General features: G+C 55.3%; 11 protein-coding genes. 4 read left to right on the top strand and 7 right to left on the bottom strand.

The features are described 5' to 3' along the window. Positions 1 to 11 precede the first annotated feature (11 nt). The 4 genes from srlD to srlA are packed head-to-tail and all read right to left on the bottom strand — an operon-like array spanning position 12 to position 2,755. Positions 12 to 791, bottom strand: a complete 780-nt coding sequence (srlD, locus tag AC0IXH_RS04025; protein ID WP_013202608.1) for a sorbitol-6-phosphate dehydrogenase — start codon at positions 789 to 791, stop codon at positions 12 to 14. 16 nt (positions 792 to 807) lie between these two features. Beyond that, a complete protein-coding gene (locus AC0IXH_RS04020) occupies positions 808 to 1,173 on the bottom strand; it encodes a PTS glucitol/sorbitol transporter subunit IIA (protein WP_013202609.1) in 366 nt (121 codons plus the stop codon). A gap of 14 nt (positions 1,174 to 1,187) precedes the next feature. Next, positions 1,188 to 2,192 (bottom strand): PTS glucitol/sorbitol transporter subunit IIB, encoded by a 1,005-nt coding sequence (srlE, locus tag AC0IXH_RS04015; protein ID WP_013202610.1) that lies wholly within the window; start codon positions 2,190 to 2,192, stop codon positions 1,188 to 1,190. A gap of 14 nt (positions 2,193 to 2,206) precedes the next feature. After that, a complete protein-coding gene (gene srlA, locus AC0IXH_RS04010) occupies positions 2,207 to 2,755 on the bottom strand; it encodes a PTS glucitol/sorbitol transporter subunit IIC (protein ID WP_013202611.1) in 549 nt (182 codons plus the stop codon). A 386-nt stretch (positions 2,756 to 3,141) separates the two neighbouring features. Here srlA and umuC point away from each other — a divergent pair, with 386 nt between their 5' ends. The 4 genes from umuC (at position 3,142) to AC0IXH_RS03990 (ending at position 6,465) form a co-directional block, all read left to right on the top strand. Continuing rightward, positions 3,142 to 4,401, top strand: a complete 1,260-nt coding sequence (umuC, locus tag AC0IXH_RS04005; RefSeq protein WP_105759884.1) for a translesion error-prone DNA polymerase V subunit UmuC — start codon at positions 3,142 to 3,144, stop codon at positions 4,399 to 4,401. 167 nt (positions 4,402 to 4,568) lie between these two features. Continuing rightward, positions 4,569 to 5,108 carry a VOC family protein gene (locus AC0IXH_RS04000; RefSeq protein WP_471720015.1) on the top strand — a complete coding sequence of 180 codons (540 nt, stop codon included), beginning with the start codon at positions 4,569 to 4,571 and terminating at the stop codon, positions 5,106 to 5,108. A 96-nt stretch (positions 5,109 to 5,204) separates the two neighbouring features. Beyond that, positions 5,205 to 5,609, top strand: a complete 405-nt coding sequence (locus AC0IXH_RS03995) for a cupin domain-containing protein (protein WP_471720014.1) — start codon at positions 5,205 to 5,207, stop codon at positions 5,607 to 5,609. A 232-nt stretch (positions 5,610 to 5,841) separates the two neighbouring features. Beyond that, positions 5,842 to 6,465, top strand: a complete 624-nt coding sequence (locus AC0IXH_RS03990; RefSeq protein WP_471720013.1) for a hypothetical protein — start codon at positions 5,842 to 5,844, stop codon at positions 6,463 to 6,465. 73 nt (positions 6,466 to 6,538) lie between these two features. On the opposite strand, the gene AC0IXH_RS03985 is transcribed toward AC0IXH_RS03990, so the two are convergent. Genes AC0IXH_RS03985 through AC0IXH_RS03975 form a run of 3 tightly spaced genes read right to left on the bottom strand, consistent with a single transcriptional unit; the run spans position 6,539 to position 13,506 of the window. Then, complete coding sequence (locus AC0IXH_RS03985) at positions 6,539 to 9,634, bottom strand: efflux RND transporter permease subunit (protein WP_471720012.1); 3,096 nt, start codon at positions 9,632 to 9,634, stop codon at positions 6,539 to 6,541. Next, positions 9,634 to 10,725, bottom strand: coding sequence for an efflux RND transporter periplasmic adaptor subunit (locus tag AC0IXH_RS03980; RefSeq protein ID WP_471720011.1), 1,092 nt, complete (start codon positions 10,723 to 10,725; stop codon positions 9,634 to 9,636). Before AC0IXH_RS03980 ends, AC0IXH_RS03985 begins: the two co-directional genes overlap by 1 nt. A gap of 60 nt (positions 10,726 to 10,785) precedes the next feature. Next, entirely contained in the window at positions 10,786 to 13,506 is a 2,721-nt protein-coding gene (locus AC0IXH_RS03975; RefSeq protein WP_471720010.1) for a cation-transporting P-type ATPase, read from the bottom strand. Positions 13,507 to 13,697: the final 191 nt, after the last annotated feature.

Here is a 13,697-nt window from a genome sequence, read left to right as displayed (position 1 = left end):
CGGTATGTCTGTCAGAACATGACCTGCCCACCGGTCACATTGATGGACTGCCCGGTGCAGTAAGCTGCCTTGTCGCTTGCGTAAAACAGCAGCACGTTAAGGACGTCTTCATAGTCACATCCCCTTTTCAACGGCACTTTATCGATGTAATGCTGTTCAACCCGATCAGCACTGATGCCCAGTTTTTCAGCATACTGTGGCAGCAGCGACTGAAACATCGGTGACTTGAGCAGATTGCCCAGCATCAGTGAGTGCACGGTGATGCCGTATTCTGCTAAATCGAGAGCAAGTGATTGCGTCAGTCCCACGCCGCCAAATTTTGCCGCGCTGTATCCTGAGTTATGTTTACTGCCGACCTTACCGGATTTAGAGTTGATCTGAATGATCCGTCCTCTGATGCCATCACGGATCATGAGTTTTGAAAATTCACGGGCACAAAGAAAATATCCCACCAGATTGACCTGCAGTGAGAGGTCAAAATCGCTGAGCCCAAACTCAGTAATAGGGGCCGCTTTAGCAATTCCCGCACTGTAAAGCAGCAGGTCGGCACGGCCAAAGCGGTTATCTACCTGGCCTGCCAGTGCGATAACACTTTCTTCATTGGTAGCATCCACCTGTAATGCCAGCGCAGATCCCTCGCCGTATCGTTCATTAATCCCTGCCGCGACCGTCTTCGCATTGTTCTCATTTAGGTCGGCAACCGCCACTTTATAACCGGCCTCTGCCAGTCCCTCGCACAGGTAAGCACCCAGCGTCTGGCCACCACCGATGACTACAGCAACCTGATTCATAGTATTCTCCTGATTATTAACTCAACATGCGGAATTTCTGGCCCGGCTCTATTGACGTTGGCGCGCTGCCAGCGACATGAACGGTGCCGGGAAAGTCGGGATTTACTGCCCCATCAAACCGAATGGTGACGTGGCCCAGATCGCGTAGATTCTCGCGGGCAACGTTGCCGACGGCTGTAACCGGGTATTCGCGTTCACCAATAGTCAGTAAGGAGCCGGCTGCAAAAGCCCCACCGTTATTGACGTCTGTCCGATGAATAAAACAGTACTCAGCAACGTCCTGTGGAGCGCCTTCACCAAACGTGATGATGAAGTTGTCCTCCAGTGCTTCATTGGCGCAAAGTCCGACAGCAATAAAGGTGGATTCATAGACGGTTTTCATAAGAACTCCTGCATTTACTGATAGATAAAGCCGGATACAGCCCAGGCAAGAAGAACCGCGGGTGCACCCGTCAAAAAGCGCCCAACCAGCACGGAAGGCACGCCCACCCGGACGGTGTCCTGACGCGCATCGGCCAGTGACAGGCCGACCGGTATGAAGTCGCATGCCGCCTGAGAATTGATGGCAAACAGTGCCGGCAACGCCAGATGAGGTGGAATGGTGCCCTGACCTATCTGTACGCCAACCAGGACGCCGATAACCTGAGCAATTACCGCGCCCGGACCGAGAAAGGGTGAAAGCAGAGGAAACGAACAAATCAGTGCCAGAGTCACCAGCCCTACGGGACTGTTAGCCAGTGGCGTCAGACCATGTGCGATGAAGTCACCCAGGCCGGATGCCATAATGATCCCGATCAGCGCGGAGACAAATGCCATAAAGGGCAGGATGGTCTTGAGGACGGTATCAATGGTTTCACGGCCGGCCTGAAAGAAAACGGCGACCACGGAACCCATCCCCATACCTACTTTTGCCAGCAGTCCGTCGCTCTGCTCAGTAATCTTTTTACTGGAATCATATTGCCGCGGGCCGCCGTTGCTTTCTGAGCCTGCAGCAGGTTGCGGTTCAGATGAAACGGGCTCGGCTTCTCCCTCATGTTGAACCGGTTGAATATCGTCCGGACGTACACCCGATACGTAAATGTCTTCGGTGATGTACTGAGCCAGAGGCCCGGACTTGCCAGTGGCATGGATGTTAACCGTTGGTATGCGACGCTTGGGGTACAGTCCGCATCGCAGCGTTCCGCCACAGTCGATAACGGCAATACCGATTTCTTCAGCTGGCGGTTCACCCTCTTTAAAACCATCTACCGATTCCCATCCGGTGAGTGCCTCAAGTCTGGTGACAATGGCCGGTCGGGTGCCTGCAGTGATATAAACGATTTTTTTACCGGGACTAACAGTCAGAGTGAGTGGGCCGCCCCAGCCACTTTCACCTTTTTTGATAACAATTGAGTCAGCCATCGTATGCTCCGCGCTTATAAGCGAACCTGACGTTCAAGTTGAATACGCATCTTTTTTTCAAAAATGGTGGTTGTGAGATCGGTAATCCAGCCACGAAAGAAATTCATGATCATTCCCACAAGCAGGTAGCTCACCGCGAGCGGCCCCAGCGGCAGACCCAGCGTGGTTAACCCATTGGCTATTCCCAGATAGACGAACAGTTCGCCCGGATTGATGTGAGGAAAGAGACCATTCATCGAATGGCAGCTGTAAGAAGCCGCGGCGTAATAGCTGGGTTTATATTTCTCCGGCATAAATTTGCCGAGACTCAGTGTCATGGGATTGCAGAAAACAAACGTGCCAACCACGGGTAGAAACAAGTAACGCGAGACCGGATTACCCGCACAGCGTTGTGCGAGCGCTTCAATACGGCGCTGGCCAACAAAGACAATCAGCGCATTCATGACCACAAGAAGACTGATAAGAAGAGGAAGAATGCCGGTAACCATTCCGACAAAAACCTCCCCTCCCTTTTGAAAGAGGCCGATAAACCACTCAGCCCCGTGTGTGATGTTTTCAATCATTTCAAACCCCTTCATGTAGAGAACAGATTCATTTCTTATTCAGTGCAATTACAAGGTAGATCGAAAACCATCCAATAAAACACGAATAGATCACAAAACGATTAAAAAACCTTTCATAATGAAATATAAAATGAAAGATAAAAACTTTCATTTGGCTTTTTTTTTAATTACCGGCTAAAAGTGGCATTAAAAGGTTCTTCCCGTGATACCGATTGATGAGGCGCTAACGCTGAGCGAGACGATTTCAGTTCCTGCAGGCCGGGACTAAGCCAGTCTTCTGGAAACCTTCTTGATCGTTCCAGACATTCAAATATACTGTACATATACACAGTACATTTGGAGGCCCACTTTATGTCGCTCATCCCTCACCCACCAGGCAAATCGCTATGTTTGCCCTGGTAGACGTCAACAGCTTTTATGCCTCCTGTGAGACGGTGTTCCGCCCTGATCTTGCAGGCCGCCCGGTGATAGTTCTTTCCAATAACGATGGCTGCGTGATTGCGCGCAACGCCGAAGCCAAGCGGCTGCAGATCAAGATGGGCGCGCCCTACTTTAAGATGCGTGACGAAATTCAGCGACATAACGTGGCGGTGTTCTCGTCAAACTATGCGCTGTATGCCGACATGTCGCAGCGGGTGATGAGCACGCTGGAAGAGCTGGCGCCGGCAATTGAGATTTACTCGATTGATGAGGCGTTCCTCGATGTCAGCGGCATCAGCAACTGTCTGCCGCTGGATACCTTTGGCCGCCAGGTGCGCGATAAAATCTGGCAGGATACCCACCTGAGAGTCGGCGTGGGGATTGCGCAGACCAAAACCCTCGCCAAGCTGGCGAATTTTGCCGCCAAAAAATGGACCAAAACCGGGCACGTTCTCGATCTCTCCTCGCCTGCCCGCCAGCGTAAGCTGATGGGGCTGCTGCCGGTAGAAGAAGTCTGGGGCGTGGGCCGACGCCTGTCGAAAAAGCTGGAAGGATTGGGGATTGAAACCGCGCTGCAGCTGGCCGATACGCCGGTGGCGTTGATCCGCAAGCATTTTGGTGTGGTACTGGAGCGCACGGTGCGGGAGTTACGCGGGGAAGCCTGCCTGGAGCTGGAAGAGGTGCCGACCAAGCAGCATATCCTCTGCTCACGCTCGTTCGGCCACCGCATTACCGAGTATCAGGAGATGCATGAAGCCATCTGTAGCTATGCTGTCCGGGGCGCGGAAAAACTGCGCCACGAGCGCCAGTACTGTCGGGAAATCGGCACCTTTATCCGTACCAGCCCGCACGATCCCAAACATCCTTATTACACCAATGCCGCCAGCGTTAAGCTGCTGACGCCGACCCAGGATAGCCGCGATATTATTAACGCCGCCATTCAGTGCCTGGACAAAATCTGGCGACCGGGCCATCGCTATATGAAAGGCGGCATCATGCTCGGCGACTTCTTCAATCAGGGCGTGGCACAGCTGAATCTGTTTGATGATTTTCAGCCCAAAGCCAACAGCGAGGCGTTAATGGCCGTGCTGGATACGCTCAATAAACAGAGCGGCAGCCGCGTCTGGTTCGCCGGTCAGGGGATCCAGCGCGACTGGTCGATGAAGCGTGAGATGCTGTCGCCCAGCTACACCACCCGCTTCCGGGATCTGCCGGTTATCCGCTGAGGGTCACTGAATTGCAGGCCTCATGGACAAAAAGGCACCTATCCTGCACGTTCGCCCGCTTAACCGTGATTCCAGTCAGTGACAATATCGATGTGACATCTCGCTCATTTCTGCCAGGCTTAATCCTCGAAGTCAGATTTGATATGGACAAAACTGCTGGAGGATAAATGACAATTCGTGGTATCGAGCACATTGGAATTACGGTTGCAGATATTGAACAGGCTAAACAATTTTTCACTGATGCGCTTGGCGCATCCGTTCTCTATCAGTTGGTTTCTCCAGATGATAAGGAAGACAGTATCGCTGGGGATAATATGGCGCCCTTGAATGGTTTTCCCAGTGAATTGAAGGTGACTGGCCTTGCGATGTTACGTCTGGCGAACGGGTGTAATGTGGAACTGTTTCAGACTCAACCTGCCGCAAAGGATCATCAAGCCAATCCATCCCAGTCAGGCATTAACCATTTCTCTCTCTATGTTGACGATATTCAAGAGGCTGGTGAGAGGATGCGGGCACATGGCGCAAAAATGTTTGACGGCCCGTCAGACTGTTTTGGCCAGGAACAAGGGAAAGGTAACCAGACCTGGTTTTGCATGACGCCCTTTGGACTGCTTATTGAGCTGATCTCTCTGCCAACCCCCCTGAGTTATGACCCGCAGGCCACTGCGACAAGGTGGATCCCCGCCCCATCATCGAAACAGGCGTAAATCATGCAGCACAGAGAATTTATCAGCGGGAGCCTGGCCGCGATTTGCCTGGCATGTCCCGTTTTGTAATATGTCATCACAACCAGGGAGCGATTTATGTCTACTCATTCTAAAGAACCATCTGACCAAACCTCTGAGTTTGAATCCGACGGTGTAAAATCGGAAGAGCTGGTAAGTAGTGGTAGCGCATGGAACGGTAAAGCGTACGAAAAATATCCGGAAGGCAAACCGCATTTAACCGTAATGAAAATGCACTTTGACGCAAATACCACTTTGCCCTGGCACACTCACCCGATGCCTAATGTTGCCTATATTATTTCTGGGTCGTTAACGATTGAAGATAAAGAGACGGGCGAAAGTCGAAAATTTACCGCGGGTGAAGCGTTTAACGAATCAATTGATGATGTTCATCGCGGTTATACCACTGACGAACCGGCCGAGGTGATCATTACTTATGCCGGCGTTGAAGGACAGGCGCTGTCAGAACCCTATACCTCTTAATCCAGGATTCATTCCCAGCATGCCCTCGTGGCATGCTGCGCGGTACCGTGCCCAACATGCCAGCACCTGCCAGCACCTGCCAGCACCTGCCAGGAATAACATAGGGCACATAAGGACCATTTTTCTATAAAAAAAACGCTATCCTGCAGCATCTTGCCGGTTACTCACTCCGTTGTAACCGGCTTTTTTTCGTTCTTAATGTCTACCGCTTGTCGAGCAATGGTTATAAAAAATGCTTTCTGATTTAATCTTTATACGCAACAAATTGGTTTTATTTTTCACCAGTGCACTGTTTCTTTGTCTGATGATGGGTCTGGTATTTATTGATGTTCACTGGATGCATGATGCTGTTCATGAGTCCTCTTTAACAGAGATAACTCAGGAGCTGATGCTGCTGGTGATTGCACTCATGTATTTTTTTCGCGCAATGCGGCACTCCTCTGCACGTCCGTCACTGATGCTGATTGGGGGATTTTTTTCCTGCATGTTAATCAGGGAAATGGACTTTTTATTTGATGAAATAAAACATGGGTGTTGGGTCTGGTTCGCCCTCGCCGTGACGGGAATTTGTCTAATTTTTGCCTTAAGATATCCACAACGTACGCTCGCCGGTCTGGTGAGTTTTCTCCGTCATCCCTCATGGGGAATGATGAGCGCGGGCCTGCTCACTGTACTGGTCTTCTCCCGGCTGTTCGGTATGCAGGACCTTTGGCGGACGCTCATGCCTGGAGGATATAGTCATACGGTCAAGAATATGGCGGAAGAGTGCTCTGAGCTGCTCGGCTACAGTTTGTGCCTTTTTGCCACCTGTCGTTATCTTCGCTCGGATTATGCCCTTTACCGCCATACTTCCTGAGCACTCTGGGGGATAATGAAGCATCGCGACACCCGCCTCATTCTCCCCCGATCGTCACTGAATTGCAGGCCGCTTAGCCAACCCGCCGGTGCGCCCATTCACGCATACGCTGGAACAGCACAAACAGCGCCGGGATAAATACAATGCCCACCACGGTAGCCACCAGCATGCCGCTGAATACCGTGGTGCCGATGATCCGACGACTCTGGGCACCCGCGCCGGAGGCCAGCATTAGCGGCAGCACGCCGAGTATAAAAGAGATTGCCGTCATCATCACCGCCCGAAAACGCCGCGTCGCACCCTGCAGCGCGGCATCCGCAACTGACGCGCCCTGCTCACGCAGCGTTCGCGAAAATTCGACAATCAGGATGGCGTTTTTGGCGGCTAAGGCGATCAACAACACCAGGCCAATTTGCACATAAACATCATTGGCAAACCCGGCCCACCACAGCCACAGCAGCGCACCGCCGAGGGCAAACAGCACCGAAAGCATCACGCTGCCGGGCAATGTCCAGCTTTCATACTGGCAAACCAGGAACAGCCAGGCCATCACCACCGCCGCCAGCACGATCCAGATGGCCTGATTGCCGGTTTGTTGTTCCTGCAATGACAGCCCGCTCCAGGCGTAGCCGTAGCCCTCAGGTAAGCTGTCACTGAGGATCGCGGTCATGGCGTTCATCGCGTCGTTGCTGCTGACGTTTGCCGCCGCCGATCCGCTGATGGCCACCGACGGGAACTGGTTGTACTGCTTCAGATAAGGCGCACCAACGCCCGGCGTCACGGTAACCAGATGACTGAGCCGCACGCGTTCACCGTTATCGCTGCGCACATACAGATCGCTGATTTGCTCTGCCCGTTCACGCCAGCTCATCTCATTTTGCACCACCACGTGATAAGCGCGGTTGTTTAAGGTGAAGTCGCCGGCGCGCGTGCCGCCGAACGCGGTTTGCAGAGTGCTGAAGATGCGGGATACCGGCACATCCAACAGGGCGGCCCGGTTGCGATCGACGTTAAGCGTCAGCTGAGGCACGTTGCTGCTCCAGGTGGTAAATACCGCCTGCAGCTGAGGATGCTGATTGGCTTTCGCCAGCACCGCGCGCGTGACCTGCTCCAGCTCGGCAGAGGATTGCCCCTGCTGGGCCAGCAGACGCAGATCAAAGCCAGCGGCATTGCCCAGCCCCGGCAGCGTCGGCGGATTGAAGGTCATAATGTTGGCCGTGGGGATCTGCGCCAGCTGCTGCTGGATCTGCCCGGCGACCTGATCCAACGCCGCGCGTTCACCCCAGGGTTTCAGCATCACCGACATAAAGCCGCCGTTAGAGGTGGTGGTGCCGCTGAGAATATCAAACCCGGACACCATAATGACGTCCTCGACGGCGGGATTGCTGGCAATCAACAGCCGCGCGCGCTCCATGGTGGCTTCCGTGCGCTCTAATGACGCGGCGGCGGGCAGCTGCACGTTGGCAAAGAAATAGCCCTGGTCCTCGGCAGGTAAAAAGCCTTTGGGCATCAGCATAAAGCTGACGGCCACGGCCAGCGCGGCGGCGGTGGTGGCCACCACTGCCAGCCACGGCCGGCGGTTCATGCCCTTCACCAGGCTACCGTAACCGCCACGGGTTTTATCCAGTCCCCGGTTGAACAGCTGGAAAATGCGGCCCGGTGCCGCCGTGCGTGGCCGGAGCATCAACGCGCAAAGCGCCGGCGTCAGGCTCAGGGCCACCAGGCTGGAAAGCGTCACCGCGCTGGAGAGCGTCACCGCAAACTGCCGGTACAGCTCACCGGTAATTCCGGGCAACATCGCCACCGGAATAAACACCGCCAGCAGCACCAGCGTGGTGGCGATAACCGGTCCGGCGACCTGGCGCATCGCCTGCGTGGTGGCGCTGAGCCGATCGATGCCTTCCGCCATCAGCGTTTCGACATTTTCCACCACCACAATGGCGTCATCCACCACCATGGTTAACGCCAGGATAATGGCAAACAGGCTAAGGGTATTGGCCGAGTAGCCAAGCAGATAGAGGATGGCGAAGGTGCCGAGCAGCGAGGTCGGAATGGCCATGGCGACGATAAAGGTGGCGCGCCAGCTTTGCAGGAATAACGACACCACCAGGATCACTACCGCCAGCGTCAGTCCCAGCGACCAGCCCATCTCTTTGATGGTGGCAGAGACAAATTTCGTGGAGTCGAATTTGATTTCCCACTTCACGTCTGCCGGGAAGGTATGGCTCAGTCGCTTCAGCTCGGTGCGCACCAGACCCGCCACATTCAGCGCGTTTGCCCCTGGCGAGGGGTAAATTCCCAGATATGCCGTGTCGTTACCGTTCAGCGTCGCGCTGGAGTTGTAGCTACGCGCGCCGATATCAATAAAGGCGACATCCCGCAGCCGCACCAGCTGCCCCTGTGCCGAGCTGCGGATAATGATATCGCGGAACGCTTCCGCGCTGTTCAGGCGGCCAAGGCCGTTAATGGTCAGCGTTTGCTGCTGGCCGTTAAACACCGGTGGCGTGCCGACCTGTCCGGCGGCGCCCTGCACGTTCTGCTGGCGGATCGCGAGGGTGATATCGTCGGCGGTAATATTCAGCGCGTTCATCCGCTGCGGGTTCAGCCAGATACGCATACTGTAATCGCGCGCACCGAACATCTGCACCTGGCCCACGCCCGGCAATCGCGCCAGCGCATCACGAACGTGGGTGCTGGCGTAATTGCTGATAAACAGCGCATCACGGGTTTTATCAGGGGAGAACAGGCTGACGCCCAGCATCAGGTTGGTGGTGCGCTTGCGGACCTGCACCCCCATTTCCTGCACCTGTTGCGGCAGCTGAGCCACGGTCTGCGCCACGCGGTTCTGCACATCAATGGCCGCCAGATCGGCATCGGTGCCGGCGGCAAAGGAGATCGCCAGCGCATAGCTGCCATCGTCCGAACTGGTGGATTCCATATACAGCATATGGTCCACGCCGTTGATTTGCGTTTCCAGCGGGGCCGCAACCGCTTCGGCCACGTCTGACGCACTGGCACCCGGCCAGGAGGCGCTGACGTTAATCACTGGCGGGGTGATTTCCGGGTACTGCTCTACCGGAATGATTTTCAGGGCGATGGCACCGAGTAAGCCAATTACCAGCGCGATCACCATCGCAAAACGCGGGCGGGTCAGGAAGAACGTCAACATCAGCTGTTTCCTCCGGCGGCGATCGCGTTCACCGGGCTCCCGGCCTGAAGGCGCTGCGTGCCCTCAACGATCACCCGCTCGCCACGCTGCAGGCCGCTTAGCACCTGATATTGCTGGCCCTGCTGGCTGCCCAGAGTGAGGCGGCGTTTTTCGGTTTTATTCTCGTCGTTAACCAGCCAACAGAAGAACCCTTGCGGATCTTGCTGGATCGCCAGCGCCGGGATCATCAGCGCCGGCTCACTCTGTTTTGGCCGGAAAAACAGATCGATACTGCCGCCGGGCAACAGCCGCTCACCGGGATTGGCGAATTCTGCACGTAAGGTGACGCTGCCGCTGCGCGGATCGATGCGGTTATCCACCGAGACCAGCGTTCCCGCCTGGCGTTTGTCTGCCAGCTCAATTTCTGGCAGCCAGGCCTGACGCAGCGTTTTCAGGTCGGGATGCTGACCGGCCTTATCAAAAAAGGCGTGTTCTTCAATGGCAAAGGCGATGCGGATCGGGTCCAGCTGCACGATTTCCACCAGCATGCCGCTGGCAGGATTCACCAGGCTGCCCTGATGGAACTGGCTGTGCCCTACCCGTCCGCTGACCGGTGAGACGATCCGCGTGTAGCCGAGGGTAATCTCACGGGCCTTAAGGCGGGATTTCGCCTGATCCACCGCAGCCCGCGCGATATCACGCTGCATACGCGCGCCATCAACGTCATGGTTACTGATGGCCTGCGCCGGCTTCAGCCGCTGGAAACGGTCGAACTGCTGCTGTGCCTGGCGAAGGGAGGCTTCACTGCTGCGCAACTCCGCCTGGGCCAGCGACAGTGCGGCACGCTGCTCCGCATCATCGAGCTCATACAGCAGATCGCCGGCCTTCACCTGCTGCCCGTCGCTGAAATGGACCTGAGTAATGATGCCTTCAATGCGGCTGCGCAGTGCCACCGCATGGACGGCTTCAATCCGTCCCGGCAAGCGGCGCTCCATCAGCAGCGGCGCGGGTTCAACCTGCACCACCTGCACGGACTGACTGGCGACGCTCAGCGTTGGCCAGCTGATAACGAGAGCAATCGCCAGGGCGATTGTTGGGCATAACCTGTTCATCGTGTTTTCCAAAAACGGGAGGCAAGCGAAGACAGATGCCCCGCAGGGCATCTGCTGGCATTAACGGCTGCGGAAGCGGCGCGTAAGGGGTTTTTCCAGTTCGACGATCAGGAACAGCACTGCGCCAATCGCCAGGGTAATGCCCCAGTAACGCAGCGGAATCGCCTCAGTGCCGAACAACAGTTGCATAAAGGGCACATAGATAATCATCAGTTGCAGCAGCAATAACACGCCGCTGACCAGCCACAGACCTTTGTTGGCCAACACGCTGCGACCGAGCGAGAAACCGTTGCTGACGCGGCAGTTCAGCATATAGAACCACTGTGCGGTCACCAGCGTCTGCAGCAGCACGGTGCGGATAAACTCCGGACTGTGTCCGCGTGGCTGTAACCAGGCTTCCAGCGCAAAGGCGCTGAGCGCAATCAGCGTGCCGACAAAGGCCACGCGCCAGATGGCAAAGCCGTCCATCACATGCTGCGTCGGGTTGCGCGGCGGACGTAGCATCACGTTGCGCTCGGCGGCTTCAAACGCCAGGGCGAACGAGAGCGTGGCGGAAGTCGCCATATTCATCCACAGGATCAGCACCGGGGTTAACGGCACGATATTGCCCGCCAGCAGCGCAATGATGATCAGCAAACCTTGCGCCAGGTTGGTCGGCATAATAAACAGGATGGTTTTCTTCAGGTTGTCATACACCCGGCGCCCTTCCTGCACGGCGCCGGCAATGGTGGCAAAGTTGTCATCGGTCAGCACCATATCAGCAGCTTCTTTGGTCACTTCGGTGCCTTTGATGCCCATGGCGATGCCGACATCCGCCTGCTTCAACGCCGGAGCATCGTTGACGCCATCGCCGGTCATGCCCACGATTTCGCCTTTATCCTGCAGGGCTTTGACCAGCCGCAACTTATGCTCCGGGCTGGTGCGGGCGAAGATATCGTAACTGACCGCCGCTTCGCGCAGTTCCTCATCATTCATCGCCTCCAGATCGTGGCCGGTCAGCGCACGGTCACTGTTGGCCATGCCCAGCATTTGCGCAATATTCATCGCCGTTTGCGGATGATCGCCGGTGATCATTTTGACGCGTACGCCCGCCTGCTGACAGGTACGGATGGCATAGATAGCCTCCGGCCGCGGGGGATCCATCATGCCGGCGATACCGAGGAAAATTAATCCTCCGTGCAGCACATCATGATCGAGCTGGGTCAGGTCGTCAGGTGCCGGCATCCACGCTGCTGCCACCATCCGCAGTCCCTGTCTGGCATAGTGGGTGATTTTCTCTTCCCAGTAAGCCTGGTCAAAGGCGCACAGGCCGTGAGCGCTTTGCTGCTGGCGGGCCAGTGCGAACAGCACATCCGGCGCGCCGGTCACCAGGATCTTATTGCGATCGCCGACCTGATGATGGGTCGCCATATATTTGTACTGGGAGTCAAAGGGGATCTTCCCTTTCAGCTCGACCTGAATCGCCGGTAAGCCGGATTTGGCCGCCAGCACCTTAAGTGCCCCTTCCGTCGGGCCGCCGGTGACGGTCCAGTGTCCCTGTTCATCCGTCATCAGCTGGCTGTCATTACAGAGGTCGATGGTGCGCAGATAGTCTTCAAGCACCGACCCGGGCGCGATATACAGCGGCGTCGATTCCCCTTCAAGGGAAATATTGCCCACCGGCTCATAACTGTCGCCTTCAACCTGATAACAGGCATCGGCGGTGATCACCGCTTTGACGGTCATTTCATTCATCGTCAGCGTGCCGGTTTTATCCGAACAGACCACGGTCATTGCGCCAAGCGTTTCGACAATCGGTAATTTGCGAATAATGGCGTGTTTCCGCGCCATGGTTTGAATACCCAGTGACAGAATAATCGAAATGATTGCCGGTAAGCCTTCAGGTACGGCAGCAACCGCCAGGCTAATTAAAGACAGCAGTAATTCGTCGAGGGGAATATCCCGCCATAACAGGCTGAAAATAAATAAAGCCACCATCATCAACAGAATAATGACGAATATCGCTTTGCCGAGTTTATCAATCTGAACCAGCAACGGCGTACGGTGTTTTTCAATGCCGGAAATCATCTGGTTAATATGGCCCAACTCGGTGTCGCCACCGGTGGCAATTACCACGCCGCTGCCGCTACCGGCACTGAGCGTGGTGCCGGAGAACAGCAGATTGGTGCGATCGCCCAATGCCAGTTCACCGCTCAGCGGCTCAGCGGTTTTTGATACCGAGACCGATTCGCCGGTGAGGATTGCTTCTTCCACCCGCAGGTTGTGCGCCTCAATCACCCGCAGGTCAGCCGGAATGCGGTCACCCGCGCGCAGGATGACGATATCGCCAGGCACCAGATCGCGCGTAGGCTGCGTGCTGTGCTGGCCGTCACGCACCACCACGGCTTCGCTGGCGAGCATATTGCTGATGCTTTTGAGGGATTTCTCGGCGTTGTTTTCCTGGATATGGCCAATCAGCGCGTTAATTACCGCCACACCCAGGATGACAAGCGTGTCGACCCAGTGCCCCATCACCGCAGTCAGTAATGCGGCTGCCAGCAGGATATAGATCAGCACATCATTGAAGTGAGCGAGGAAGCGCAGCCATGCAGGCTTGCCTTTCGTTTGCGGTAAGGCGTTCGGGCCATACTGATGCTGACGGGCGTTAACTTCCGCCTGACTCAGGCCGTTACGCGACGAATGTTGACGTTGTAAGCCCTGTTCTGCAGAAAGCTGATAATAAGGAATATCTGCCGCAGGCGTGGGAGGAAAGTTTTTATTTTCCGTGGCGAGTTTAGTCAAAATATAACTCCATCAAAGAGTAAAATTCAAAATTTACGATTTGAATTATCTTAATGGAATAGTGATGAAGGCGACTTGATCCGTCGCAATATTTACCGGAGACGTTATTGCGATACTATTCAGCGAGATTATTTTAACAATCGGTTTAATGTTCGTTTAGTTTAACTTCAAATAAAGGCGTCTGATGAACG

This window comes from Erwinia sp. AC075 (assembly GCF_979253995.1).
This window is presented reverse-complemented; position numbering and strand designations above follow the sequence as displayed.